The following is a 25,191-nucleotide window of genomic DNA, read 5'->3' as shown; positions in this document are numbered from 1 at the left end:
TCTTATTTTGATGGCACAGCAAGGGGCAAGATTGTGACTGATACCCGTTTACCCGCTTATGCGACAACAGCAGACACACTGAGGGCTGACAGTTTGGCGGTGACGCCTGCAGAGATGCACGGTTTAATCGCAGGCATGCTCAGTGGTGGACTAGAGCTGGAAGATGGTAGCTGGTTAACCATGCTTTATGATTACACCCACCAAGGGATGGGGTGGCCAACAGAGTCTAAGACGCTTGCCTTGCAAAGCTATCATCAGCTAAAAGCGCAGCTTACCGGCAGTGATCTTGATTTAGATATTTATGTCCCTGACGACGAGCAGTCGGGTGTCGTTGCCCGTGCCGAAGCGCTGGTGGAGTGGATTAACGCGTTTTTAGCGGGGGTGGGACTGATCGGAACCAAAGGGCGTACCTTATCTAAGGATGTGACAGAAGCATTGGGCGATCTCAAAGATGTTGCGCAGCTGGGTGTCGATGAAGATGGCGACATGCAAGAGCAAGCCGAATTACTTGAGCAGGTTGTCGAGCATGTACGCGTATGCAGCATGGTGGTGCACGCAGAACTTGGGGCGCGTCCGGACCGTGACGATACGCCTAAAACATTGCATTAATCTCAATGACGCGTTCAGATTGAGGCGTTAAGTGACTCAGGGTGAGGTAAAAGTGGGATGAAAGCCTATGACATAGTGATCGCAGGCGGCGCAATGGCCGGTGCGACTGCCGCATTGGCCTTAGACACATTGAGTGGCGGCACACTGCGTATTGCCGTGGTCGAGGCAATGGTGCCCGATCACCGCGAACACCCGGGTTACGATGCACGCAGTATCGCATTAGCACAAGGCAGCTGTGCAGCCTTTGCGAGCTTGGGGCTGTGGGACTCACTTGCCCCTTTTGGCACGCCGATTCAGCACATTCATGTGTCTGATCGTGGCCACGCCGGACAAACCCATATTGACGCACAGTCGCAGGGAGTGCCTTATCTTGGCCAAGTTATCGAGTTAGCGGATGCCGGTGCGGTGCTTCACCAAAAGTTACAACACCGCGAGGCGATCGATGTGTTTTGCCCAGATGCCGTGATGGCGATTGAGCGAACGCCGGCGGCGGTAACGGTGAGATTAAAACAGGGGGAGTCACTGACCGCTTCGTTACTTATTGCGGCTGACGGTGGGCGCTCGTCTTGTTGCGCGCAGTTGAAGATGCCATGCAAGCAACACGATTTTGGCCAAGTGGCGGTGATTGCCAATGTCTCGACCGCACTTCCTCATCAAGGACACGCCTTTGAGCGCTTCACGCAAACAGGCCCTGTGGCGCTGTTACCCATGTCGCAAGGACGGTGTTCGTTAGTGTGGTGTGTCACCGCGGAGCAAGCTGATGCGCTGATGCAAATCAGCGATGACGCCTTTCTTCAGCGCCTGCAGCAGGTGTTTGGCTGGCGTTTGGGCAAATTGCTGCATGTTGGAGAGCGCCATGCGTATCCATTGACGCTTAACCAAGTGGTTCGTCCGGTCAGTCATCGTGTGGCCGTGGTGGGGAATGCGGCACAAAGCTTACACCCTATTGCCGGGCAAGGATTTAACCTTGGCTTGCGAGATGTAATGACGTTAGCGCACACGCTGACGGAGGCGGCAAGGCGTGGCGATGATATCGGTGCGATGCCAACATTGATGGCGTACGCCAAACAACGAACACCAGACCGAGATGCCACAGTGGCATTGACATCAGGGTTGGTTCACCTCTTTTCCAATGATAGTCCGCTTCTGGCGGGGGCACGTAATGCCGGGTTAGGGCTGATGTCAGCATTAGAGAGTATGAAGCAACCGCTTGTGCAACGCACCATAGGATGGGTAGAACCGAGATGAAAATGATCAATGCCGACGTGGCCATTGTCGGTGGCGGCATGGTGGGGCTGACACTCGCCGCCTCCCTTGCCGACACGGATTTACGGGTGGTGGTGATAGAAGGTAAAGCGCCTGACACGACCTTAAACGACATACCAGAGAACCGCGTCTCGGCGTTGAGCCGAGCGAGTGAGAACATACTGCGCACCCTGGATGTATGGCCGGGCATCGCCTCACGTCGCGCGGCCAGTTACCAGCAGATGCGGGTGTGGGAGAAAGACAGTTTTGCCGATATTCACTTTGACGCGCAGGCGTTTGGCCAGCAAAACCTCGGCCATATTGTTGAAAACCGTGTGATTCAGTTGGCTTTGCTCGATAAAGTACAAAAGCAGGACAATGTGACTGTGTTGATGCCGGAGCAATGCCAATCCATGCTACAAGGAGAGAGCGAAACTTGGTTACAGCTCGCATCTGGGGGCGGTGTGACGGCGAAACTGGTCGTGGGGGCCGATGGGGCGCGCTCTTGGGTGCGTGAGCAAGCACATTTTCCCTTGGTACAGCGCGACTATGGCCATCATGCGGTGGTGGCGACGGTGCGCACGGTGGAGCCGCACCAGGGCGTTGCGCGTCAAGTGTTTACGCCGGACGGGCCGCTTGCATTCTTACCGCTTTCCGACTCCCATCTGTGCTCGATTGTTTGGTCTATCCCCCCAGAACAAGCGACGGATTATGTCGCGATGGACTCAGCGTCTTTTAACCGCGCCCTAACCGCTGCGTTTGATGCGCAACTTGGCCTTTGTGAGGTGGTAGGCCCACGCGCCAGCTACCCGCTTACCATGCGTTATGCTCAACACTTTGCGGCGGAGCGCCTGGCTTTAGTCGGTGATGCGGCGCACACCATCCACCCTTTGGCTGGACAAGGGGTGAATTTAGGTATGCTCGACGCGGCCGCCTTGGCGCAAACATTGGCCTCACTCGCCGACAAAGGGAAAGACATCGGGCATTATGCCGGTTTGCGCCAGTATGAACGTTGGCGCAAAGCGGAAGCGGCGCAGATGATTGCAGCGATGCAAGGCTTTCGAAGTTTATTTGCGGGCGATAATCCGGTTAAAAAGCTCGTCCGTGGCGTGGGCATGCGCGCCGTCAATCATTTGCCTGGCGCCAAGCAGCCATTTATGGCGCGTGCGCTAGGCCTTGTGGGGACGTTACCCGAGCTGGCTAAGCCGTGTGAGCGAGGCGCGACTTTTTGGTGATTGCGTGATGGCTGAATTGGCGAAAAATAGAGAATATGCTAAATACCACAAAGACCCTCGCCGAGCAGGCAATGGTTGAATGGTGAGTATGATGTTGAATTTACCGACTGACGGTGCGAGTTGTCATTGGGTGTAACAAGGAACAAGACTATGAGTGATATCCCATCTGAATTAAAATTTACCGCGACACATGAGTGGGTTCGCCCTGAAGGGGAAGGCCTATTTACCATTGGTATTTCTGACCACGCCCAGGCGCTGTTAGGGGACATGGTGTTTATCGATTTGCCTGATGAAGATGACACCTTTGATGCGGGTGACGATTGTGCGGTCGCAGAGTCGGTAAAGGCGGCGTCAGATATCTATGCGCCCATCTCTGGTCAGGTCGTGGCCGTCAATGAAGAGTTAGACAGTGCCCCTGAACTGGTTAACAGCGATCCCTACGGTGATGGTTGGTTGTTCCAGATTCAAGCGACAGATGAGTCTGAAATCGATAGCCTGCTTGATGCGCAAAGCTATGAAGAAACGTTAGGCGATCAAGACGCAGACTAAAACGGTCAGGGGTAGCACCTGTGCTATCCGTGTCTTTTTGCTCCCGATAACAAACAGGGGCCCGTCCAACGGGCCCCTGTTTGTATTGTGCGGCCAAGTCAGTAAGTGGTCCGCAACGAGCCAGCTTGTTCTGGTTCTCGCAGCCCTTCTTGATACACATCTCGAATCAAACCGTTAACTTCCTTCACGGTTTGGTAGTGACAGATAGTGGCGTGATCGGGGGCGCTTAACCAACCATTATTAAAATCAAACCGACCGCGTCCGGCGATATATAGGCGCCCTGAGAATAAGCGTGTGACATGTTTGGCGACAAGCTTGGGTGAGTAGCGATTAAAAACGCGCATAACCTCTTCTTACTAATGTTGGTGGTCGTCACCCGGTAGGGGTGTGAAAACGGCACCGATTGTGAAGTGGGTTTATGTCGCGGTGATGACAATGCCTAAAAAAACATTCACTTTATCCTTACCATAAATCCGCCTGGTTGAAGGCATCGACGCAGCACGGTTTGGAGCCTAATGCTGGCAAGTCACTGTCAGTAAGCGACTGGGCCAGCCAACCGTGTGGGTAGCTTAATGTATGTGGTGGCACGATCTCGGTAGGGTCGGCAGCGCTAAACCCTAGCTGGGTGTAGAAAGCAGGATCCCCGTAGGTCATCACCGCCTGATAACCCAAAGTGCGTAGCTGTTGCAGCCCGGCGTTGATTAATGCTTTTCCATGCCCTTGGCGCTGATAATCCGGGTGGATAGCCATCGGAGAGAGCAGCGTTATCTTATTGGTATGCGGGTAGGTCAACCGTGAGAAAAAGACAGCGCCCACTAAGCTCTCACCCTCAAGGTATCCCCAGCCATGACAGTCTTCACTGGGCGTTTCACCGAGCAGCTTATCCACCAGTTGTCGGATGACTTCACCGGTGTCGGCCCCCTCACTATGCGTGAACGTTTCACTGACCCGTTGCGCCACGTAATCGGGATTAAGGGTCGATAGAGAGACGATGTTCATTAGGTTTCCTTTTGCGAGTGAGACAGGGTTGATGACGTTTTTAGGGAAGCCACGCGCTTGTCGACAATGGTGGTGATCTGATCAATGAGCCACTGCATTTTGGGGTGACCGCTCGCTTGATGTCGCCATGCCAAGCCAATATCAAACCCTGGCACATCAATAGGGGGAGGGCTGAATGCCAGATGGTTAGCATCGTTAAAGGTATCTAATCGCGCCATAAGCTCTGGGACGGTACAAAGCAGCTGTCGCCCTTTGAGCAGTTGCCTCACCGTGAGAAACCGCTGCGATCCCATCACCACTTGTCGATGATAGCCGAGTGCTGCCAAACGCGCATCTATCGGGCTGGAGAGCTGGCCATATGTGCTAACCAGTGCATGTGGTGTAGCGACAAAATCGGCGAGGGTGATGGGTGTGCCGAGCCCGGTGCTGTGTGGATCAAATAAGCACACATGCTGCTCATGGTATAATACCTGACTATCAAGAATCTCGGTGTTGTCGGGGATCACGCCGATCACCGCGTCGACATCATCGTTTTTAATCGCGTCCAGACAGTGGCGACGGTCAACCGGGCGCAAGCTAAGTTGTGCTAAAGGAAGTTGCTGGTTGAGGGTGTCGAACAGTGCAGGGGCGAAGATAAGCTCAGCGTAGTCGGTGAGCCCAAGGCGGATCTGACCATCAAACAGGACAGGCTCAAAAGCGGGCGGGGTCAGCACGTCCGTGGCGAGGGTGTCGAGTAGCGCCTCAATTTTAGGGGCGATATCCAGTGCGCGAGCAGTGGGTACCATTTGGTGTCCACGCCGCTCAAAAAGGGGATCGTCAAGCATGGTACGCAGACGTGCCAAACTATGGCTCATGGCTGACTGACCCAGAGATAGGCGCTGTGCAGCCCCAGTCACGCTGCGTGTTTCCATTAAAGTGACAAAGGTCACCAACAAGTTGAGATCGTATTTACGCCAGTGTTTTTGTGCCATCCGTTGGGTCATTCCTTCATTTGATTTGCCCGATTACGACATATTTCGGCACGCAGCGGCTGGCAAAGTGCGAGAAGATCCTTCACGCTCACCCATAATCCGGCATGGGGATCACCGCTGCTAATAGTGACAGTTTCATAGTCCCAGATCTGCTCATCAAAGACCAAGGCCAGATCCGGAGAGAGCCCTAGTGGCGCGACAGTACCGCGTGCGTAGCCGGTAGTGCTTTGCACTTGTTGGGCACTGGCAAGTGTCATCCGTCGCCAGCCGAGTAGTTGGCGCACTTTGGGTGGGCAGACTTGCTGATCGCCTGGGACACAAGCCACTGCATAGCGCCCTCCCATATCACGCAACACCATGGTTTTGAGCATTTGAGAAGGATCAATACCACGTTGTTTCGCGGTTTCCTCAATCGATTGTGTCGCGCGTGACTGCCACAGTATTTGGTAGCGAATATGGGCGCTATCGAGCGCGGCAGTCACCGGGGTTTGCCAATTAGGATCCGCGTACACGGCTTAATCATCGTCCTCAAGTGAATAAGGAAGTGGCTCACGCTGCCATGCGTACGAAGGAGACTCAGCAAGGCGGAAAGCGGTGTCGTCGTCCAAGTTGTTTGGCAGCACGGCTAACACGCTCGCATTGCCGTTAGCATCGCGATAACCAGCGATCACTGTCCCGCCTGCGCGCCAATTATCACCCACCGCACGTTCGATTTTGTCGCCTGCAACAGGTGTGTGCTCGGCGTGGCCGCTCAGCGTGTACATGGCGCGCTTATTCATGCCTCGATACTTGGCTCGTGCCACGGTTTCTTGTCCGGTATAACAGCCTTTGGTAAAACTGATCGCGTCCAGCGCCTGAAGATTTAGCGATTGCGGGATAAATTCACCGCTGGTCGCTTGCTCGATGCGGGGTAATGCCGCGTCAATATCCCACTTGTCCCAATACTCATGGGTGAGCAATGCGGCTGAGTATTGATGGGTAAGCTCTGTGGCTTTGGCCGCGTCAACCACCAGCAACCAGCGATGTGGTTCAACGTATACAGCGGTGCCTTGTTGCCCTTGGCGAACGTCACCGTGCGGGCCGAAGTGATCAGCCACTACCTTGTCTGCCTGTGTACCAATGACACCGAGCAACACGGCATCGACCTTTTCAAACGCAATCTTGGAAAAAATGGCGTACTTTTTTACTTCTTGAAGCTGGGTGGCTTCAATCGACGCCGGTTGCACCATGGCGAGCCCGTCTTGGTAATGGAAAAAACGCAGTACTGACCAAACTTTACCTTTTGGATCGCAATGGGCGGCGAGGGTCGATTTATCTTCTGCGAGGTTCGCAATATCGCAAGTGAGCTGGCCTTGTAAGTAGCTTTTCGTATCATTGCCGCTCACTTTAGTGATTGCCCAGTTATCAAGGGCAACCATCGCCAGTTCAGGTTGTGGATCACTGGGGTGTGTATCCGCAGGCTCAAAGGCTACGGTTTGATACCATTCACTCATAACATTCACGCTCTCTGTTGAGAAAACATAGACTCTGCCCCGTATACTAATAGGGAGCATAAAGCTTGTCAGCCTTTGTCTTGTCGGGCGATTGCTGTATAAACCGAATTAACGCTAGAGAGCTCTCAGATTCGTGGTTTGTTGCTCAGCAAAAGTAGTCGCCCGATAACGGCATTGATAGTATGCGAGTACTGACATCATCGATAGAGGTAAACAATGGTTAATACCGAGGATAAAGCGCGGGTTCGTTGGGCATGTCGTCGCGGCATGTTGGAACTGGATGTGTTGGTTATGCCGTATTTTGAAGCCTGCTACGACACGCTTAATGAAAAAGAAAAACAGGATTTTGTCGCATTTTTGGAAAGCGCGGATCCTGACTTGTTTGCCTGGCTGATGGGGCATGGTAAACCTGACGACCCGAAGATGAAATCTGTTGTCGATAAGGTCGTCGCTTATAACCGCAGTAAGTTACGTACATAGTCACCTACATTGCCCGCGTTATGTCACTGTCTGTCTGCTTTTGCTAGGAACGATGGTGGCTTGGCTGGCCGTGTCGCATGTTTCCCTTCCTTTGAGTGCTCGTGCTGTGCTAACCGTTTGGGCGGTACGAGACTTGCTCCGTTTCCATGCTCACCTCATCGCTAACGAAGGCCCCTTTCGCTTTTCATCTGACGCTTGGGCGGTCATGCCTAATGGGCAGTATCGAAAACTGACCTGTGTTTATGCGACCCCATGGCTGCTGGTGCTCGCCGCGCGTGCGGATGCCCAATACCTTTATATTTGGCGTTATGGCCTTCCAGACTATCATTTTCGTCTGATTTATCGGCATTGCTGTCAGTAAGGCTGGGATAGCATGTGACATATTTGTGACAAACCGATTGCGTGGCTTTACTTTTTCACGTTATCTCCGATATTCAAGGAACACGGGTTCAATCCATTCTGCTCAGATAACGCTGTAGGGTCGCTATGAATATTAAACAAAAACTCTTGTCACTCACCTTGATGTCGGTGTTGGCGCTACTTGCAGTTGCCGCCGTTGCATGGAAAGCGGAAACGCGGCTACAAAAAATGCACAGTCAGCTAACCACGGTCTCTGATCTTGAGGTGATCTTGCTCAATCTACGCCGCAATGAGAAAGACTTTCTCGCGCGCATGGACCCCAAATATCTCTCCCGTTTTGATAACAATGTCGACGCGTTCGATCAGCTGCTGAGTGATTTTCGCGCCCGCAGTGCTTCGTTGGGGCTGGAGACTGCGACCATTGATAAAGTGCAGCGAGCAATGACAGCGTATGCCAACGGCTTTCGCGATCTGGGTAAGGGTTACCAAACATTGGGGTTAACCCCTGAGCAGGGGATCCGAGGACAGATGCAAAACGCGAGCAAGAAAATGGTGGCAGCGACCAAAAATGACATTGTGCTTGAGAGTAGCGCCCGCTTATTAGCCGCAGATGCCAAACTGTTTGTGCAAAGCAGTAACCTTGACTACATCGATGAATATCAAAGCCAAATGCAAGAGCTTGAAGATTACCTTCGCGGTGACCTGCTCGCTTTATTTCAAGCGCATCAGGCGCAAGTGGACAAGATTGTCGCGCAGAAAAAGACATTAGGGCTAGCGGCAGACAAAGGCCTACTGGGGCAAATCCGGGGGAAAACCCACCAAGTTGAGGAAATGTTCGATGTGCTCAGTAAAGAGTATGAGCAGGCCATTTCGCAAGCCTTAAGACAGACCGTGATGATGACCGGATCGGTGGTGGTGATACTGGCACTGGTGATGACAGCGATTTCGTTGTGGATGAACCGTGGCATTCAACAGCGTATTTACCGATTTAGTGAGCAAATGGCCGCCATTACACAGCAGCGGGATCTGACCTTGAGAGCTGACGAAAACGGTCGTGATGAGATTGCCTTCATGGCGAAAGACGTTAACCAGATGCTCGGCAGTATCCAAACCATGGTTTTGGATGTGAGTCGCGCCATACAAGCGCTTAATCAAAGTGCAGAGCAAGTTGAATCCCGTACTGAAGCCACTGGGGCCGCCATGGCTACCCAGTTAGATGAAACCACTCATGCCGCGACTGCGATGAATGAGATGGAAAGCACCATTCGCGATATTGCGGGTAATACCGATCAGGCCGCGGAGAATGCGCGCACCAGCTTAAGCCGTGCGGAGAACGGGCAAAAAGTGGTGGATGACACTAAAGCGATGATCATGACACTGGCAGAAACCCTCAGTAATACCAGCAACGAGGTGCTTGAACTGAGTAAGCTGTCTGAAACCATCGGCTCAGTATTAGATGTGATTAAAGATATTTCCGAGCAAACCAACTTATTGGCACTGAACGCGGCGATTGAAGCGGCGCGCGCTGGTGAGCAAGGACGTGGCTTTGCGGTCGTGGCTGATGAGGTGCGCCAGTTGGCGACCCGTACGCGTGAATCAACCGATGAAATTTCTGGCATTATTACGTCGTTGCAAGCGCAAACTCAGTCAGTTTCTGAGCGTATGGAGCAAAGCCGAGAAGACGGGGAAACATCCGTGGGTAAGGTGGAAGCGGCTTCGCAAGAGCTCTCGCAGATCATGGAAGATATGCAAAACATCATGGATATGAGCACCCACATTGCCACGGCGATCGAGCAGCAAAGCTCGGTGGCAAAAGAAGTCAATCAAAACGTGCACAATATTCAAGATATTGCGCAAAACAGTACTGAACGCGCCAACCAGAACCGCGAAGCGGCACACAAGGTGGCCGAAGAAGCCGCACACCTTGAGCGTGCGGTGAGCGAGTTTAAAAGCGAATAACCGCGATGATATCCAGTAAAAAGGCCAGCCTCTTGAGGCTGGCCTTTATCATTAGCAGTCGGCGAGCGACACGTACTAGCAGGGCTGATCTGGCGTTAATACGGTGGGACCGGATTGCTCGTTAGGCTCAGGGTAATCAATGGTGTAGTGAAGGCCTCGGCTTTCTTTACGTTGCATGGCACAACGAACCATGAGCTCTGCCACCTGTAAAAGGTTACGCAACTCCAGCAGATTGTTTGAGACCCGGAAATTAGCATAATACTCATGTGTTTCTTGCTTGAGCAGTTCGATACGGCGTAGCGCACGCTCCAACCGTTTGGTTGAGCGGACAATGCCCATGTAATCCCACATAAACAGGCGTAACTCATGCCAGTTATGCTGGATCACCACTTCTTCGTCGGAACAAATTACTTGGCTCTCATCCCAAGGGGGGAGCGCAGTATGCGGCTCGATATGGTCTGAGTGCGCTTTAATATGCTCAGCGGCTGACCATGCATAAACCACACATTCGAGTAGCGAGTTAGATGCCATACGGTTCGCGCCATGCAAGCCGGTGTAGCTCACTTCCCCAATGGCGTATAAGCCGGGTAAATCTGTGGTGCCGTTTTTATCCACCATCACGCCACCGCACGTATAATGGGCGGCTGGGACAATAGGGATCGCCTCTTTAGTCAGATCGATGCCGTATTGCTTGAGCTTTTCGTAGATGGTGGGAAAGTGTTTGATCACAAATTCAGGGTCTTTGTGGCTGATGTCGAGATACATACAGTCGGCGCCAAGGCGCTTCATTTCGTAGTCAATCGCACGGGCAACCACATCACGCGGGGCAAGCTCGCCGCGTGAATCGAATTCCGCCATAAAGCGCGAGCCATCTGGGCGTTTAAGGTGAGCGCCTTCACCGCGCAGTGCTTCAGTGAGCAAAAAGTTGCGCGCGTCTGGATGGTACAGACACGTTGGATGAAACTGATTAAATTCTAGGTTGGCGACACGACAACCTGCGCGCCATGCCATGGCGATGCCATCACCGGATGACACATCGGGATTGGAGGTGTATTGATAAACTTTCGAGGCCCCTCCGGTGGCGAGTACCACATAGTTGGTGCGCACGGTCTCAACCACTTCTTGGTTTCGGTTCCAGATGTAGGCGCCGAGGACGTGGTTTGGACCACCTAATCCGACTTTTTTACGGGTGATAATATCCAGCGCATTGTGTCGTTCAAGCAGGGTGATATTAGGGTGTTGGCGCACATTATCTTGAAGCGAGTTTTGCACGGCCATTCCGGTCGCATCGGCGGTATGCAAGATACGGCGGTGGCTATGGCCGCCTTCACGGGTTAAATGATACCGAGGGGTGTCGTCGTCGCTATCTTCTTGATCGAACGGGACACCGCCATCAATTAACCACTGCACACAATCTTTAGCATTGCGGGCAATAAAGTCCACGACCTGGGTATCGCAGATACCTGCGCCTGCGATTTGGGTATCCTCGACATGAGATTCTACCGAATCTTGTTCGTCAAACACCGCGGCAATACCGCCCTGTGCGTAAAGCGTTGCCCCTTCGCTGAGCGGGCCTTTACTTAATACAATCACCTTGTGGGTCGGCGCTAAGCGGAGCGCCAGTGACAAGCCTGCGGCACCACTGCCGATGACTAGCACGTCACATTGATGTTCCTGAGTTGTGGTCGTCATGATCCCTAATCCTCTTTCTGCGCCCCCAATGTTACACCAATTTGACGTGGCTGCGCGCGGTAAGATCAAATCCCGTCTCGCTTGGGTGAAAGTTTGCAACCATGGTATGGTTCGGGCGACAATGCCCTCAGTCAAAGAGACATTCTTTGACCATTCCGTCACAGTAATGTGATTCAACGCATAATAAAACCAACATGGTGAGGAACTTTTCGCCGGCTGGGTTATCGAATCGTGTGCGAAAGCTCGCAAGCGGGTTTAACCGCGCTCTGACAACGTCGGGCCTAGAATTTCGATAATCGGGCGGAAAGATCAACCAAGGAGTAAACGCTCGAATGGGCGAGCAGCTAACCGACCAGGTTCTAATAGAACGTGTACAGAATGGTGACAAGCAAGCTTTCAATCTGTTAGTCGTCAAATATCAGAATAAGGTATGTAACCTTATCGCCCGCTATGTCGGTACACACAGTGGTGATATTCCAGATATTGCGCAAGAGGCGTTTATCAAAGCGTATCGCGCATTGCCGGGATTTCGTGGCGAGAGTGCGTTTTATACTTGGCTGTATCGCATTGCTGTGAACACCGCGAAAAACCATTTGGTGGCACAAGGACGACGTCCGCCAGGCAGTGATATTGATGCCGACGAAGCAGAAAATTACGAAAGTGGGGGTTCTTTAAAAGAAATATCGAACCCTGAAAACTTGATGTTGTCAGATGAATTGAGACAGGTGGTATTTTCGACCATAGAAACACTGCCTGACGACTTAAGAACCGCAATTACCTTACGGGAGCTCGATGGGCTCAGCTATGAGGAAATTGCACAGGTAATGGATTGTCCAGTCGGTACGGTGCGGTCGCGTATTTTCCGAGCGCGTGAAGCGGTTGAAAAACGCATCCGGCCACTGATGAAACGGTAACGAGTTTTACTGGCTGCATGACGGTGACTTGAATGACGGATAGAGAAAAAATTTCAGCGTTGTTAGATGGCGAACTGGTGGATACGGCAGTCATCCACGAGATTGAGCGAGATGATAACGCGCAACAGGCTTGGGGGAGTTTTAGCACCATTCGCGATGTGATGCGTGGTGAGGCACCCAGCTCGTTGCAATGGAACATTGCCGATTCTGTAGCGTCCGCGCTGGAAGCAGAACCTGCTTATCAAGGCGATCACCTTGATAATAACGTGCTCCCCATGCACGAAGCACAGCCGCGTCCTGAAAAGGCGCGTCGTCACTTACCAGGGTGGCTGCAGCAGCTGACACAGGTAAGCGTTGCCGCGTGTGTCTCGTTGGCCGTGATCGTGGGTGTGCAGCAATATAATCAGTCTGATGCGAGTTCGCCGGTGGCCAGCACGCAAACCCAACCGCCAGTACTAGAAACGATTCCTTTTGCAGGGGCTGCGGAGCCGGTCAGCTTAAGCCGTGACGATCTACGTGCCACACCTTCTGAGGCCGAGTTGATGGAGCAGCGTCGCCGCGTCAATGCCATGCTCAAAGACTATGAATTGCAGCTGCGCTTGAATAAGGATAGGCTGTCTAACCATCAGACAATGGCACCGTCGACAAGCAGTAATAATCAATGAAAAAAATTCTGATCGGTGCGCTTGCGCTGGTCAGTTTGATGTCTGCGCAAGCCTCGGCCGAACCTTCTGCCGAGGCTTTGTTACATCAAATGGATACCGCAAGCGACACCCTAGATTATGAAGTGTCCTACATCTTGGTAGGTAAAAATAGTCTCGAACCCCTTCGCTTTCGTCATGCCCAAGTTGGGGATGATGCCTACGGCCACCTCATGTATTTAAGTGGCCCGCCGCGAGAAGTCATCCGTCGAGGCGGTGAAATCAGCTATTTTGAACCAGGCTACGACCCTTTCACCATTGCCAGTGATCATATGGTTGCGCCTTTGCCAACGCTTATCCAAGCCGATATCGATGTGCTGGCTAACCATTATGATTTTGTCTCTATGGGGCACGCGCGTGAAGCGGGGATGGATTGCCAAGTGGTTCGGATTACCCCGAAAGACGGAGAGCGTTATTCGTATGTATTATGGTTAGATGAGAACAGCAAACTGCCTGTCAGGGCGGATTTGCTCGACCGTGATGGCGATCCGCTTGAGCAATATCGTGCGTTGTCGTTGGTCGTCTCCTCACAAATCAGTACCTCAATGCAAAAGCTGGCTGAGCTGGCATTGCCACCGGTACTGACCTTGCCACAAACCACGCAGCGCTCCGACTTAGATTGGCAGGTCACCGCGTTACCTGAGGGGTTCGAACCTGTATACAGCAATCGTCACCGTTTGATGATGACTAAACGTGCGGTCGAGAGTCAGATGTTTAGTGATGGTTTGTTCAGCTTTTCTGTGTATCTTGCCAAAGCCGATGATGTCTCGGTGCGTAAGCAAATTGTTCGCCAAGGTCGGCGCACACTGCATAGCGTGACCAGTGGCAATGCAGAAATCACGGTGGTCGGCGATATTCCTCCTGAGACAGCTAAACGGGTGGCGGAGTCTGTCCGTATTACTGATATGCCTGCTAGCAAGTCAGAACAGAAGGTTGAACCATGATCAAAGCATTGGCAGAAGTTACCGGTTACCAAGATGGTTGGTTGTCATTGGCCTGCCAGCAGCAAACCAGTTGCGGTAGCTGCCAGTCACAAAGTCAATGTGGCACTGGTATTGTGTCCAAAGCCCTTCCTGGTAAGGTGAAACACCTTAAAGTACGTGCCCCAAAACCCCTGCCGGCCGGCACCTTAGTTGAAATTGGCTTAGGTGAGGCGACCTTATTACGCTCCGCGTTATTGGTCTACATGGTGCCTTTAGTCATGATGCTAACGGGGGCACTGCTCGGGCAATTTTTGTTCGCCACGCTCGCCGGCAGCGGGGAGGGTGGCGTTATCGCGCTAAGCCTAGGGCTGGGAGCGGTTGGCGTGGGCCTAGCGCGTCATCTTGCACCGCGTATCGGTACCCAAGAGCAGCAACAGCCTCAACTGTTACGCGTGATGGGGGAGCCCGTCTCTGACTTGGCGGTAATAAATACCACACAGCAGGATAGCGACTAGCCACTATTTTCGGTAGAATCCCGCTCACTTGATCTTAGGATCCCATTCTTATTGATAACGAGTAAGTCACACCAACACATGAAGCATATTCGTAACTTTTCGATCATCGCCCATATTGACCACGGTAAGTCGACACTTTCTGACCGACTGATTCAAGTATGTGGCGGCCTAACTGACCGGGAAATGGCAGATCAAGTTCTTGATTCAATGGATCTGGAACGTGAACGCGGTATCACCATCAAAGCACAAAGTGTGACACTGAACTACAAAGCCAAAGACGGCGAAGTGTATCAGCTCAACTTCATCGATACGCCAGGACACGTTGACTTCTCTTATGAGGTGTCACGCTCGCTCAAGGCGTGTGAAGGTGCTTTGCTGGTGGTCGATGCAGGACAAGGGGTTGAAGCACAGACGCTCGCCAACTGCTACACCGCCATTGATATGGACCTGGAAGTGGTTCCTGTCCTGAATAAGATTGACTTGCCGGCTGCTGATCCTGATCGCGTCGCGCAAGAAATTGAGGACATCGTCGGTATTGAGGCCATTGACGCCACTCGCTGTTCGGCGAAAACCGGCATGGGTGTTGATGATGTCCTTGAAGACATTGTACGCCAGATCCCGCCACCTGAAGGCGATCCTGACGCGCCAACGCAAGCGCTGATTATTGACTCCTGGTTTGATAAATACCTCGGCGTGGTCTCTTTGGTGCGCATCCGTGAAGGGTCGCTGAAAAAAGGCGACAAAGTGAAAATCATGAGCACGGGCCAAGAATGGAACGTGGACAGCATTGGTATTTTCACGCCTAAGCGTAAAGAGCTCAATGGTCTGCAAACCGGTGAGGTTGGTTGGGTGATTTGTGGGATCAAAGATATCCTCGGCGCGCCAGTGGGCGATACCATCACTCATGCTAAAAACGGCTGTGAAAAGCGCATTGAAGGTTTCCAACAAGTGAAGCCGCAGGTTTATGCGGGTCTGTTCCCCATCTCATCGGATGATTACGAAAGTTTTCGTGATGCCTTGGATAAGCTGAGCCTTAACGATGCTTCCTTGTTCTTTGAGCCGGAAAGCTCTGCGGCACTGGGCTTTGGTTTCCGTTGTGGTTTCCTTGGCATGCTGCACATGGAAATCATCCAAGAGCGGTTGGAGCGCGAGTATAACCTCGATCTGATCACCACTGCACCGACCGTGGTGTACGAGGTGACCCAAAATGATGGCGAGGTCATTTACGTCGACAGCCCATCTAAACTGCCACCTATCAATGACATAGAAACCATTGGTGAACCGATCTCGCGGTGTAATATTTTGGTGCCGAGTGAGTTTGTCGGTAACGTCATTTCACTGTGTGTGGAAAAGCGTGGTGTGCAGGTCGATATGGTCTATCACGGCAACCAAGTGGCACTGACCTATGACATTCCGATGGCCGAAGTGGTTCTCGATTTCTTTGACCGGATTAAATCGACCTCACGTGGTTACGCGTCGTTAGACTATAACTTCGAGCGCTATGAAGTATCTGACATGGTGCGGGTGGATATCCTCCTAAACGGTGAACGCGTCGATGCGCTGGCGATTATCACTCACCGTGCGCACGCACAGCCGCGTGGTCGCGAGCTGGTGGAAAAAATGAAAGAGTTTATTCCTCGTCAGCAGTTTGATATTGCCATCCAAGCTTCAATTGGTAATCACATTATTGCGCGCTCGACGGTGAAACAGCTACGTAAAAACGTGACCGCGAAATGTTACGGCGGTGACGTGAGCCGTAAGAAAAAGCTTCTGCAAAAGCAAAAAGAAGGTAAAAAGCGAATGAAGCAGGTCGGTAATGTCGAGCTGCCGCAAGAAGCCTTTTTGGCCATTTTGCACGTGGGCAAAGATAAATAACGACGGATTCCATTATGGCCAATACGTTTTCTTTGATTTTAGTGCTGGTGACCTTGGTCACCGGCATTGTTTGGGCGTTAGATAAATACCGTTGGGCACCGCGCCGCCGCCAAGCGGCAGGGGAAACCCTCAAGGTGTCAGCGCGTGAACTGGATGCCGAACAAGTTGCTAAAGTGGCGCCTCAACCGAGTTGGGTTGAAAATATGGCGTCTATTTTTCCAGTGATCGCGGTGGTACTGGTGCTGCGCTCATTTATTTATGAGCCGTTTCAAATTCCATCCGGATCGATGATGCCTACCTTATTGGTCGGGGATTTTATCTTGGTGGAAAAGTTTGCCTATGGCTTACGCGATCCTGCCTTCCACACTGAAATTGTCGAAACCGGTAAACCAGAGCGCGGTGATATCGTGGTATTTAAATACCCGCCTCAACCCAATATCGATTACATTAAGCGCACGGTCGGGCTGCCGGGCGATACGGTTGTGTATGAAGATAAGCGCCTATGTATTCAGCCCAAGGGCGAATCTCAGTGTCAGCCGGTGCCGATTGACGATATTCAGCCGAGCCAGTTTATTCAAGCGGGCATCAACCTTGTGCAAGCGCAGGAGCAGTTAGGGGAGCAGTCGCATCAGATTTTGGTGCACCCTAAAAAGCAAGATCGGGTGAGCGCGTATCAGCCACGTCCGGGCGTCAACCGCTGGGTCGTGCCAGACGGGCACTATTTTATGATGGGTGACAACCGTGATAACAGCGCGGATAGCCGCTTCTGGGGCTTCGTCCCTGAACGCAATCTCGTGGGCAAAGCGGTTGCTATTTGGGTTAGCTTTGAATTTGAGCGCCCCAGTGATAGCTGGCTACCATCGTGGGTACCGACAGGCATTCGCTTTAACCGTATTGGTGGAATTGATTAATTCTGGACTATGATGACAAAACTAACAGATAAGTTGCAGCGTGATATCGGCTACCAATTTAGCAACGCTGCATTACTCGAATTGGCGTTAACGCACCGCAGTGCCAATGGCACCCATAACGAGCGTCTCGAATTTTTAGGCGACTCGATTTTGAGCTTTGTGATTGCCGAGGATCTTTACCACCGTTTTCCGAAAGTGGACGAAGGCGACATGAGCCGAATGCGTGCTACCTTGGTGCGTGGTAACACCTTGGCGGAGATCGGACGTGAGTTTTCTCTGGGCGAAGTGATGCGCCTTGGCCCAGGAGAACTTAAAAGTGGCGGGTTTCGTCGTGACTCGATTCTCGCTGACGCCGTCGAAGCCTTGATTGGCGCGATTTTTTTGGACAGTGATATCAACCGAGTACAGGAGATTATCCTGCAGTGGTATCAACACCGCCTCGAGACCATTGAGCCTGGCGCGAGTCAAAAAGATCCGAAAACCCGACTGCAAGAACACCTACAGGGTAAACGCAAACCCTTGCCGTCTTACACGGTGATGAAAGTGCGTGGTGAGGCACACAACCAAGAATTTACGGTAGAGTGCCAAGTATCAGGACTGGAGAGTTCTGTGATTGGAAAAGGCAGCAGCCGTCGCAAGGCAGAGCAAGCGGCTGCAGAACTCGCATTACAGAAGTTAACATAATGACTGATACACAGCGCTGTGGCTTTATTGCCATTGTAGGCCGTCCGAACGTCGGCAAATCAACATTACTGAACCGCTTAGTGGGGCAAAAGCTGTCGATCACTTCGCGGAAACCGCAGACCACACGTCACCGCATCATGGGGGTGGATACCCGTGATAACTATCAAGCGGTATACGTTGACACCCCAGGGCTGCACATCGAAGAAAAGCGCGCGATCAACCGCTTGATGAACCGTGCGGCGAACAGCTCATTAACCGATGTCGAACTGGTGTTATTTTTGGTCGATGGCACCCATTGGACCAAAGACGACGAGATGGTGCTCAACAAGTTAGCGCGCTCTGGTTTGCCAACGGTCTTGTTGGTCAATAAAGTCGATAATGTGAAAGAGAAAACCGAGCTCTTTCCACACCTTCAAACCTTGTCGGAAAAGATGGAGTTTGTTGACGTGATCCCGGTGTCCGCGAAACACGGCACCAATATCGATGTGGTTGAACAGAAGGTGCGTGACGCGTTACCGGAAAGTGAGTTTTACTTCCCTGAAGAATACGTCACAGACCGCTCTCAGCGCTTTATGGCCTCTGAAATTATCCGCGAAAAGCTGATGCGCTTTACCGGTGAGGAGCTGCCTTACTCGGTCACCGTCGAAATCGAGCGCTTTGACTACAACCCAGAAACGGACGGGTTTCATATCAATGGTTTGATCTTGGTTGAGCGCAATGGTCAAAAGAAAATGGTCATTGGTAAAGGCGGCGAAAAGATCAAGCGCATTGGCCGTGAAGCGCGTCTAGACATGGAAGAGCTGTATGAGCGCAAGGTTTACCTTGAGCTTTGGGTAAAAGTGAAGTCAGGTTGGGCCGACGATGAACGCGCGCTACGCAGCCTCGGTTATATCGACGATCTCTAAGTGACCCACTGATTCAGGTACCCATGCCAGGAGGAGAGAGTGAGTGGACGGGTTTCAACGCGGCTTTGTATTGCATACGCGCCCTTACAGTGAATCCAGTCTGCTTTTGGATATCTTTTCTGAGCACGAGGGGCGCGTGACTCTGCTTGCCAAAGGGGCACGTCGGCCACGCTCGGCGATAAGAGGTGCCTTGCAGCCTTTTACCCCTTTGCTGCTCAAATGGGGGGGACGTGGTGAACTGCGCACTTTACGCAGTGCCGAAGCCACAGGCCTCGCCCTACCGCTATCAGGCAATGCCCTGTATTCCGGTTTTTACCTCAATGAGCTGGTGATGCGTGTGCTGGAGCCTCACACGCCTTACCCGGCATTATTTCATGACTATGTGACCGCATTGACCCAGCTGGCTCGCTACAATAATCCTGAGCCAGCCCTGCGTTGTTTTGAACTCGCGTTATTAGAAGCCTTGGGCTATGGGGTTGATTTTCTTCATTGTGCTGGCAGCGGTGACCCGATTAACGATAACATGACGTACTTGTATCGCGAGCAGCAAGGCTTTGTGGCATCGATCATGAAAAGCCAACACCGACAATTTACGGGGGCCGATCTGCGTGCGTTGGCGACGCGTCACTTTGAGACGGTCGCTCAGTTACGTGCCGCAAAGCGTTTTACGCGTATGGCGCTCAAGCCATATCTTGGCCCCAAGCCGCTCAAAAGCAGAGAATTGTTTAGAAGGAAATAATCATGGATAAAATCTACTTGGGTGTGAACATCGATCACATCGCGACAGTGCGCAATGCGCGTGGCACCGCGTATCCGGATCCTGTTCATGCCGCTGAGTTGGCAGAGCGTGCAGGCGCGGCTGGGATCACGGTTCATTTGCGTGAAGATCGCCGCCACATCACTGATCGTGATGTTCGCTTGCTTAAAGAAACCTTGCAAACCCGGATGAATTTGGAAATGGCGGTCACCGATGAAATGGTCGAGATAGCCTTGGAGACGCAGCCTGAGTTTGTATGTTTGGTGCCAGAAAAGCGTGAAGAGCTGACGACTGAAGGGGGCCTCGATGTCGCGGGCCAGCTGGATAAAGTCAAAGCCGCCACGCAAACGTTGAGCGAAGCGGGGATTAAGGTTTCCTTATTTATCGATGCCGACCGCACCCAGATAGAAGCCGCTCACCAATGTGGCGCGCCGTTTATTGAACTGCACACCGGGCATTACGCCGATGCCGCCAATGACAATGATCGCCAAGCCGAGTTGAAGAAAATCTCAGCGGCGGCCAGTTATGCGGTCGATTTGGGGATCAAAGTGAATGCGGGCCACGGCTTAACCTATCATAACGTCACGCCGATAGCGGCGATGCCAGAAATGCATGAGCTGAACATCGGTCATGCGATCATTGGCCGTGCCATGTTTGATGGTTTGCAAAAAGCCGTCGCGGATATGAAAGCGATCATGGAAGCGGCGCGTCGCTAAATGGCCATTGCTGGAATTGGTACTGACATTGTTGAGATTGCGCGTGTTGAAAAAGCCCTCGCGCGCCAACCACGCTTTGCTGCCAGGATCTTAACCGAGCCTGAGCAAGCCAATCTGGCGCGCCATCACGCGCCTGGACGTTTCCTCGCCAAGCGCTTTGCCGCCAAAGAAGCCGCCGCCAAGGCGCTTGGAACCGGCATTGCCAACGGGGTAACGTTCCACGACTTTATTATCACCAACCAGGCCTCGGGCCAACCTACCTTGCGCTTGTCGGGCCGAGCCGCGGAACTGGCGCAGGTGCGTGGCATTACACAGTGTTGGCTCACCCTCTCTGATGAAAAAGCGTATGCCATCGCGTATGTGGTGCTAGAAACCGCATAAGCTTACTGCTGTATGGCTGCACCTCACACGGTGTGGCGTTCGATGTTTTATGAGGTACCCAAGTATTGTGGTGCCAATTGTTCAATGTGCGCAATTTCATCTTGCAGCTCTAACAGCTCTGGCTCGATAGCAGCCATATCCGCGCCTGCTTTTAGTTGGGTTTCGAGCTCATGACACAAGCTTTTTAGCTGCGGGACACCGCTATACGCGCAACTCCCATGGAGCTTGTGAATAGCGTGCCATAACTGATCACTCTCTAACTCTCCGGCCAATGCTTGCTCAACGGCCTCTTTCACCGAGTCAAACGAGGCCAATAACATGGTTAGCATCTCTTTCGCCAGATCCGTTTTGCCTGCCGCTTGATTGAGCGCGCGCTGCCAATCTAGGTGTCGCACACTTTGATCTTGGTTGGCTGACGGGCTTGGCGATGGGACGCTTTGCGCTTGAGAGGCCGCTTCATCAAGATGCAGCCAGCGTGCGAGGGTACTCTCTAACATGGCTTCTTCAATTGGCTTGGTCAGGTAATCGTCCATCCCCGCTTCAAGGAGACGCTCACGTTCACCGGGCATCGCGTGGGCGGTCACCGCAATAATCGGTGTTTGCTGATTGAATCCCGCTTTGCGAATTTCTTGGCTAGCGGTGACACCGTCCATCTCTGGCATTTGGATGTCCATCAAAATAATATCAAACGCTTGTTGGTGGGCAAGCGCGACCGCTTTCACCCCATCTTCTGCGGTGATCACCTTCTCGACCCGTTCGGCCAGCAAGGCAGTGATCAGCTTTAAGTTGGCTGGATTATCATCGACGGTCATTACCGTATAAGGCGCTTTTTGTGATGCACTTGGCTTAGGCAAGGGTAAAGGCGTCGCCTCAGGGGACCCGATTAATGCCTCCAGCAGTTTACGTTGAGGGATAGGCTTGGCAATACAGGCGCTGACCCCGGCTTTTAATAGATGCTCAGACGCTTCTAGCTCAGTGGTTGGCAAACACACTACCACTGATTGCGCTTGCTGCTCGCAGACCTGCACCGCTTGTTGCATGGCATCAAGACTCGGCATGCTTCCCGCGTCGAAACAGAGCAAGGCAAAGTGATAGTGACGGTCCGTCAGCACATTGGTGCCAGATGCAGTGTCGACATTCAGCCCCACTTGCGTCAGCCGCTTACGCAAAATCTCGCGAGTGCGCGCATTCGGCTCAACGATCACGATGTCGCGACCCACCAAAGGTTCAATGTCGAGCGGTTGTGAAACTGGCAAATCGGTCTGCGTGAGCTGCAGGGTAAACCAGAAACTTGAGCCTTGGTGAAGGCGACTGGTAAAACCAATGTCACCGCCCATTTGTTGGACCAGTTTCTGTGTGATCACTAGGCCAAGGCCAGTACCACCATAGCGACGCGAAATGCTGGCGTCCGCCTGCCTAAAGGCTTGGAAAAGCTGTGCTTGCTGGCGTTCGGAAATGCCAATGCCAGTATCTTTAACCATTAACTGTAGCTCAACGGTTTCATCGTGAAGCTGCTTGAGATCGACACTGACATCAATATTCCCGCGCTCAGTAAACTTGGCGGCATTCCCAATCAGGTTTATCAGCACTTGTTGGATACGGAGTGGATCGCCCACGGCCCCTGCAGGAATACGCGCATCGGTCCGCAAGGTGAGCTCTAGTCCTTTCTCGTGCGCCATCGGCGCAAGCAGTCGCATCACTTCATCGAGCATGTCTTGAACATCAAACGGGATGTTTTCCAACAGCAGTTTGCCTGCTTCTAACTTAGAGAAGTCGAGGATGTCATTAATGATGGTGAGCAGGTTATTAGCCGACTTTTCAATGGTGAGCAAATAGTCACGCTGGCTGCTGCTGAGCTCGGTTTTGAGCATTTGACGCGTAAAGCCAATCACCCCGTTAAGTGGGGTACGTAGCTCGTGCGACATGTTGGCCAAGAACTCAGATTTAACCCGCGCCGCTTCTTGCGCATTTTTCTTGGCGATATCGAGTTCAACATTCTGAATTTCCAATTGCTCGAGGGTTTCGCGCAGATCACAGGTCGCCTGATCAATACTTTGCTGCATTTCTAAATGGTATTCCGACAACGAAATAGCCATCGCATTGATACCGTTTTTCAAGGTGTCGAGCTCACCGAGTAACTCACCCTCAATCCTGACATCAAGATGGCCGCGCCGAATTCTATCGACTAAGGTCACCATGTTACCAATCGGATGGGTGACATCCGCAATTAAGCGATAGGCAAAGAAGCATGACAATATTCCGCCCAAAGCAACCATCACCAGTGCGGTGATCATCTCCTGGTATTGCTTTAACCGCACCGAGCTCAAATCTAGCTCCATGGCAATATAGCCCAGCGGTCGCTCAACATTGAGGCCAGGGGTAAACCGACCAATCTCCAAAATAGGGGCGCGCAGAATCAAGGTATCCTGCTGTTGGCTTATCTGCAGTTGTGTGGGGATAGGTTGGCCACTGTTAACCGAGAGCATGGCAAGATCGCGGTGATAGTTCGAGGTGACAAATAGCTCGTTACGTCGGTCGAACACGGCAATACTGCGCACAAACTGTGAGTGCTGGCGGTGCGCAAAGCCAATTAGCCGGCGTACGTTTTCACGGCTATCATTTTTCAATCCGACTTCGCTGGCAATCGCCAGTGGCTCGATGATCGCAGAGCCGGTGACCGTCAGTTGCTGTTCAAGATCTTGGTAGCGGGTGCTGGTAAAAAACGCGCTCAGTAATAGGCCGACAATCAACGTTGGGGCAATGGTCAGAACAGAGACACGGGTGCGGAGGCCATATTTGGTCATGCTAGATAAACTATGGGAAAATAATCACGACATTTAGCCGTCAGTGTACATGATTCAATCACAAAATAGTCAGCGAACTATCACAACTCCCACTGGCAGGATCTCTTGACTGGCTTGGCGACAAGCTTTTAACACTGGAATCGATAATGGCGCGCTTTTTTAAGCCTGAGAAAAAGAAAAAGGTTGAGCAAAAGCATCAACTGCTGACCATAGAACGCTTGGACCATCATGGTGACGGAGTGGGTTTTTTGCAGAAAAAACCTGTTTTTGTCCCGGGAACCTTGCCCGGCGAACAAGCCTTGGTGCAATTGACCGAACAAAAGCGTCAATATGCGCGCGGTCAATTAATTAAGTTGGATAACCAGGCCGCGCAGCGTATTGAGCCTGGTTGTCCTCTTTACCAGCAGTGTGGGGGCTGTAGTCTTCAACACTTGGATCACCAAGCACAGGTCGCACACAAGCAGCAAACGCTCAATGAGTTGATGCAAAAATTTGCAGGTGATGAGATAACGCTGTCAACGCCGATAGAAGATGCGGCTTGGCATTATCGTCGTCGTGCGCGGATCAGCTTGCAGGTGGATAAAAAAGGGGCATTGGCGATGGGATTTCGCGCCCGTCAACGAAGCGCGATCATCACAGTGAATCAGTGCCCGGTGTTAAGCGCACCACTCAACCGCCTCCTGTCAAGCTTACGTCCTTGTTTAGAAAGCCTGCGTGGCCGTCGTGTATTGGGACACTTAGACGTCATTGACGCTGACAACACATCAGTGGTCTCACTGCGTACCACTAAGGGCTTGCACAACGACGATCGCCACGCGTTAATGGCGTGGGCACAGACGCAAGACTGCACACTGTATTTGTATCAAGGCGACATGGCACCGGAGCGTCTTGTCGGGCCTGCGCCCTATTATAATGTGGCAGGTTGTCAATTGGCGTTTGCGCCCAGTGACTTTATTCAAGTCAATGCGAAGGTCAACCAAGAAATGGTAGGGCAAGCACTTGACTGGCTTGCCCTTGAGCAAGACGATCGTGTGTTGGATCTTTTCTGTGGCTTGGGTAACTTTAGCGTGCCAATGGCTAAGCGTGTGAAACACGTGGTAGGCATTGAAGGTGTGCAAGCTATGGTGGACCAAGCAGCGGATAACGCGGCAAAAAACGGCTGTGAGAACGCCGAGTTTTACCAAGCTGACTTGAACAGTGACGCGCTGATGGGTGAATGGGCGCAACAGGATTTTACCAAAATCTTACTCGATCCGGCACGTGCGGGGGCTGCTGGTGTCATAGACTTTGTGGCACAATCTAAGGCTTCACATATTGTGTATGTGTCTTGTAACCCTGCCACGCTAGCACGTGATGCGCGCGTATTGCTCGATAATGGCTATCAGCTGGTCACGCTTGGTATGTTGGATATGTTTCCACAAACAGGACACATGGAGTCGATGGCTTTGTTCATGCCTGTCACCAAACGGTTGGCATAATACAAGTTTGGCCCTCGTGGCCTGTCGATACGGAT

26 protein-coding genes are annotated in these 25,191 nt (G+C 52.2%); 19 read left to right on the top strand and 7 right to left on the bottom strand.

What is annotated here, in order from left to right; all coding sequences use genetic code 11:
• Positions 1–33 precede the first annotated feature (33 nt).
• The 4 genes from BZG25_RS03675 (at position 34) to gcvH (ending at position 3,638) form a co-directional block, all read left to right on the top strand.
• Positions 34–609 carry a UPF0149 family protein gene (locus tag BZG25_RS03675; protein WP_046074213.1) on the top strand — a complete coding sequence of 192 codons (576 nt, stop codon included), beginning with the start codon at positions 34–36 and terminating at the stop codon, positions 607–609.
• Positions 610–666: 57 nt separating this feature from the next.
• A complete protein-coding gene (gene ubiH / locus BZG25_RS03670; protein ID WP_077578949.1) occupies positions 667–1,857 on the top strand; it encodes a 2-octaprenyl-6-methoxyphenyl hydroxylase in 1,191 nt (396 codons plus the stop codon).
• Positions 1,854–3,089, top strand: coding sequence for an FAD-dependent 2-octaprenylphenol hydroxylase (locus BZG25_RS03665; protein ID WP_077578948.1), 1,236 nt, complete (start codon positions 1,854–1,856; stop codon positions 3,087–3,089). The genes ubiH and BZG25_RS03665 overlap by 4 nt, the downstream gene beginning before the upstream one ends.
• Positions 3,090–3,248: 159 nt before the next feature.
• Positions 3,249–3,638 carry a glycine cleavage system protein GcvH gene (gcvH, locus tag BZG25_RS03660; protein ID WP_321166657.1) on the top strand — a complete coding sequence of 130 codons (390 nt, stop codon included), beginning with the start codon at positions 3,249–3,251 and terminating at the stop codon, positions 3,636–3,638.
• A 98-nt stretch (positions 3,639–3,736) separates the two neighbouring features.
• Here the strand turns inward: gcvH and BZG25_RS03655 are convergent, their stop codons facing one another.
• The 5 genes from BZG25_RS03655 to ygfZ form a co-directional block, all read right to left on the bottom strand.
• Positions 3,737–3,982, bottom strand: a complete 246-nt coding sequence (locus BZG25_RS03655; protein ID WP_077578947.1) for a DUF1107 domain-containing protein — start codon at positions 3,980–3,982, stop codon at positions 3,737–3,739.
• A gap of 118 nt (positions 3,983–4,100) precedes the next feature.
• The gene (locus tag BZG25_RS03650) at positions 4,101–4,637 is read right to left on the bottom strand and encodes a GNAT family N-acetyltransferase (protein ID WP_077638537.1); all 537 of its coding nucleotides are present in this window, start codon (positions 4,635–4,637) and stop codon (positions 4,101–4,103) included.
• The gene (locus BZG25_RS03645; protein WP_046074074.1) at positions 4,637–5,608 is read right to left on the bottom strand and encodes a LysR family transcriptional regulator; all 972 of its coding nucleotides are present in this window, start codon (positions 5,606–5,608) and stop codon (positions 4,637–4,639) included. Before BZG25_RS03645 ends, BZG25_RS03650 begins: the two co-directional genes overlap by 1 nt.
• An 8-nt stretch (positions 5,609–5,616) precedes the next feature.
• Positions 5,617–6,120, bottom strand: a complete 504-nt coding sequence (locus BZG25_RS03640) for an aminoacyl-tRNA deacylase (protein WP_077638536.1) — start codon at positions 6,118–6,120, stop codon at positions 5,617–5,619.
• 3 nt (positions 6,121–6,123) lie between these two features.
• On the bottom strand, positions 6,124–7,101 hold the full coding sequence (ygfZ, locus tag BZG25_RS03635) for a tRNA-modifying protein YgfZ (protein WP_077638535.1): 978 nt from the start codon (positions 7,099–7,101) through the stop codon (positions 6,124–6,126).
• A 216-nt stretch (positions 7,102–7,317) separates the two neighbouring features.
• On the opposite strand from ygfZ, the gene BZG25_RS03630 reads away from it, so the two are divergent.
• The 3 genes from BZG25_RS03630 to BZG25_RS03620 all read left to right on the top strand — a co-directional run bounded on the left by BZG25_RS03630 (position 7,318) and on the right by BZG25_RS03620 (position 9,900).
• The gene (locus tag BZG25_RS03630; RefSeq protein WP_046074077.1) at positions 7,318–7,581 is read left to right on the top strand and encodes a succinate dehydrogenase assembly factor 2; all 264 of its coding nucleotides are present in this window, start codon (positions 7,318–7,320) and stop codon (positions 7,579–7,581) included.
• Between the two features lie 52 nt (positions 7,582–7,633).
• The gene (locus BZG25_RS03625; RefSeq protein ID WP_077578944.1) at positions 7,634–7,942 is read left to right on the top strand and encodes a hypothetical protein; all 309 of its coding nucleotides are present in this window, start codon (positions 7,634–7,636) and stop codon (positions 7,940–7,942) included.
• 125 nt (positions 7,943–8,067) lie between these two features.
• Positions 8,068–9,900 (top strand): methyl-accepting chemotaxis protein, encoded by a 1,833-nt coding sequence (locus tag BZG25_RS03620; protein ID WP_077638534.1) that lies wholly within the window; start codon positions 8,068–8,070, stop codon positions 9,898–9,900.
• Between the two features lie 75 nt (positions 9,901–9,975).
• On the opposite strand, the gene nadB is transcribed toward BZG25_RS03620, so the two are convergent.
• On the bottom strand, positions 9,976–11,592 hold the full coding sequence (nadB, locus tag BZG25_RS03615; RefSeq protein ID WP_077578942.1) for an L-aspartate oxidase: 1,617 nt from the start codon (positions 11,590–11,592) through the stop codon (positions 9,976–9,978).
• A 332-nt stretch (positions 11,593–11,924) separates the two neighbouring features.
• On the opposite strand from nadB, the gene rpoE reads away from it, so the two are divergent.
• The 11 genes from rpoE (at position 11,925) to acpS (ending at position 20,874) form a co-directional block, all read left to right on the top strand.
• Positions 11,925–12,506 (top strand): RNA polymerase sigma factor RpoE, encoded by a 582-nt coding sequence (rpoE, locus tag BZG25_RS03610; RefSeq protein WP_046074081.1) that lies wholly within the window; start codon positions 11,925–11,927, stop codon positions 12,504–12,506.
• A gap of 32 nt (positions 12,507–12,538) precedes the next feature.
• Positions 12,539–13,171 (top strand): RseA family anti-sigma factor, encoded by a 633-nt coding sequence (locus BZG25_RS03605; protein ID WP_046074082.1) that lies wholly within the window; start codon positions 12,539–12,541, stop codon positions 13,169–13,171.
• Positions 13,168–14,151, top strand: coding sequence for a sigma-E factor regulatory protein RseB (gene rseB / locus BZG25_RS03600; RefSeq protein ID WP_046074083.1), 984 nt, complete (start codon positions 13,168–13,170; stop codon positions 14,149–14,151). Before BZG25_RS03605 ends, rseB begins: the two co-directional genes overlap by 4 nt.
• Positions 14,148–14,645 (top strand): SoxR reducing system RseC family protein, encoded by a 498-nt coding sequence (locus BZG25_RS03595; protein ID WP_077606142.1) that lies wholly within the window; start codon positions 14,148–14,150, stop codon positions 14,643–14,645. Before rseB ends, BZG25_RS03595 begins: the two co-directional genes overlap by 4 nt.
• A gap of 78 nt (positions 14,646–14,723) precedes the next feature.
• Positions 14,724–16,520 carry a translation elongation factor 4 gene (gene lepA / locus BZG25_RS03590; protein ID WP_046074085.1) on the top strand — a complete coding sequence of 599 codons (1,797 nt, stop codon included), beginning with the start codon at positions 14,724–14,726 and terminating at the stop codon, positions 16,518–16,520.
• 14 nt (positions 16,521–16,534) lie between these two features.
• Complete coding sequence (gene lepB, locus BZG25_RS03585) at positions 16,535–17,431, top strand: signal peptidase I (RefSeq protein ID WP_077578940.1); 897 nt, start codon at positions 16,535–16,537, stop codon at positions 17,429–17,431.
• 12 nt (positions 17,432–17,443) lie between these two features.
• Positions 17,444–18,115 carry a ribonuclease III gene (gene rnc, locus BZG25_RS03580; protein ID WP_046074214.1) on the top strand — a complete coding sequence of 224 codons (672 nt, stop codon included), beginning with the start codon at positions 17,444–17,446 and terminating at the stop codon, positions 18,113–18,115.
• On the top strand, positions 18,115–19,020 hold the full coding sequence (gene era, locus BZG25_RS03575) for a GTPase Era (RefSeq protein WP_046074087.1): 906 nt from the start codon (positions 18,115–18,117) through the stop codon (positions 19,018–19,020). Before rnc ends, era begins: the two co-directional genes overlap by 1 nt.
• A 43-nt stretch (positions 19,021–19,063) precedes the next feature.
• Positions 19,064–19,759, top strand: coding sequence for a DNA repair protein RecO (gene recO / locus BZG25_RS03570; RefSeq protein WP_046074088.1), 696 nt, complete (start codon positions 19,064–19,066; stop codon positions 19,757–19,759).
• A 2-nt stretch (positions 19,760–19,761) separates the two neighbouring features.
• Complete coding sequence (pdxJ, locus tag BZG25_RS03565) at positions 19,762–20,493, top strand: pyridoxine 5'-phosphate synthase (RefSeq protein WP_077638533.1); 732 nt, start codon at positions 19,762–19,764, stop codon at positions 20,491–20,493.
• Positions 20,494–20,874 carry a holo-ACP synthase gene (acpS, locus tag BZG25_RS03560; protein ID WP_046074090.1) on the top strand — a complete coding sequence of 127 codons (381 nt, stop codon included), beginning with the start codon at positions 20,494–20,496 and terminating at the stop codon, positions 20,872–20,874.
• 47 nt (positions 20,875–20,921) lie between these two features.
• On the opposite strand, the gene barA is transcribed toward acpS, so the two are convergent.
• Complete coding sequence (gene barA, locus BZG25_RS03555) at positions 20,922–23,678, bottom strand: two-component sensor histidine kinase BarA (protein ID WP_046074091.1); 2,757 nt, start codon at positions 23,676–23,678, stop codon at positions 20,922–20,924.
• 146 nt (positions 23,679–23,824) lie between these two features.
• Here barA and rlmD point away from each other — a divergent pair, with 146 nt between their 5' ends.
• On the top strand, positions 23,825–25,156 hold the full coding sequence (gene rlmD / locus BZG25_RS03550) for a 23S rRNA (uracil(1939)-C(5))-methyltransferase RlmD (protein WP_077578937.1): 1,332 nt from the start codon (positions 23,825–23,827) through the stop codon (positions 25,154–25,156).
• Positions 25,157–25,191: the final 35 nt, after the last annotated feature.

The organism is Salinivibrio sp. ML198, assembly GCF_001996015.1.
Taxonomy (GTDB): Bacteria; Pseudomonadota; Gammaproteobacteria; order Enterobacterales; family Vibrionaceae; genus Salinivibrio; species Salinivibrio siamensis.
Note: the sequence above shows the minus strand (reverse complement) of the source record. Positions and strands in the feature narration are given on the sequence as shown.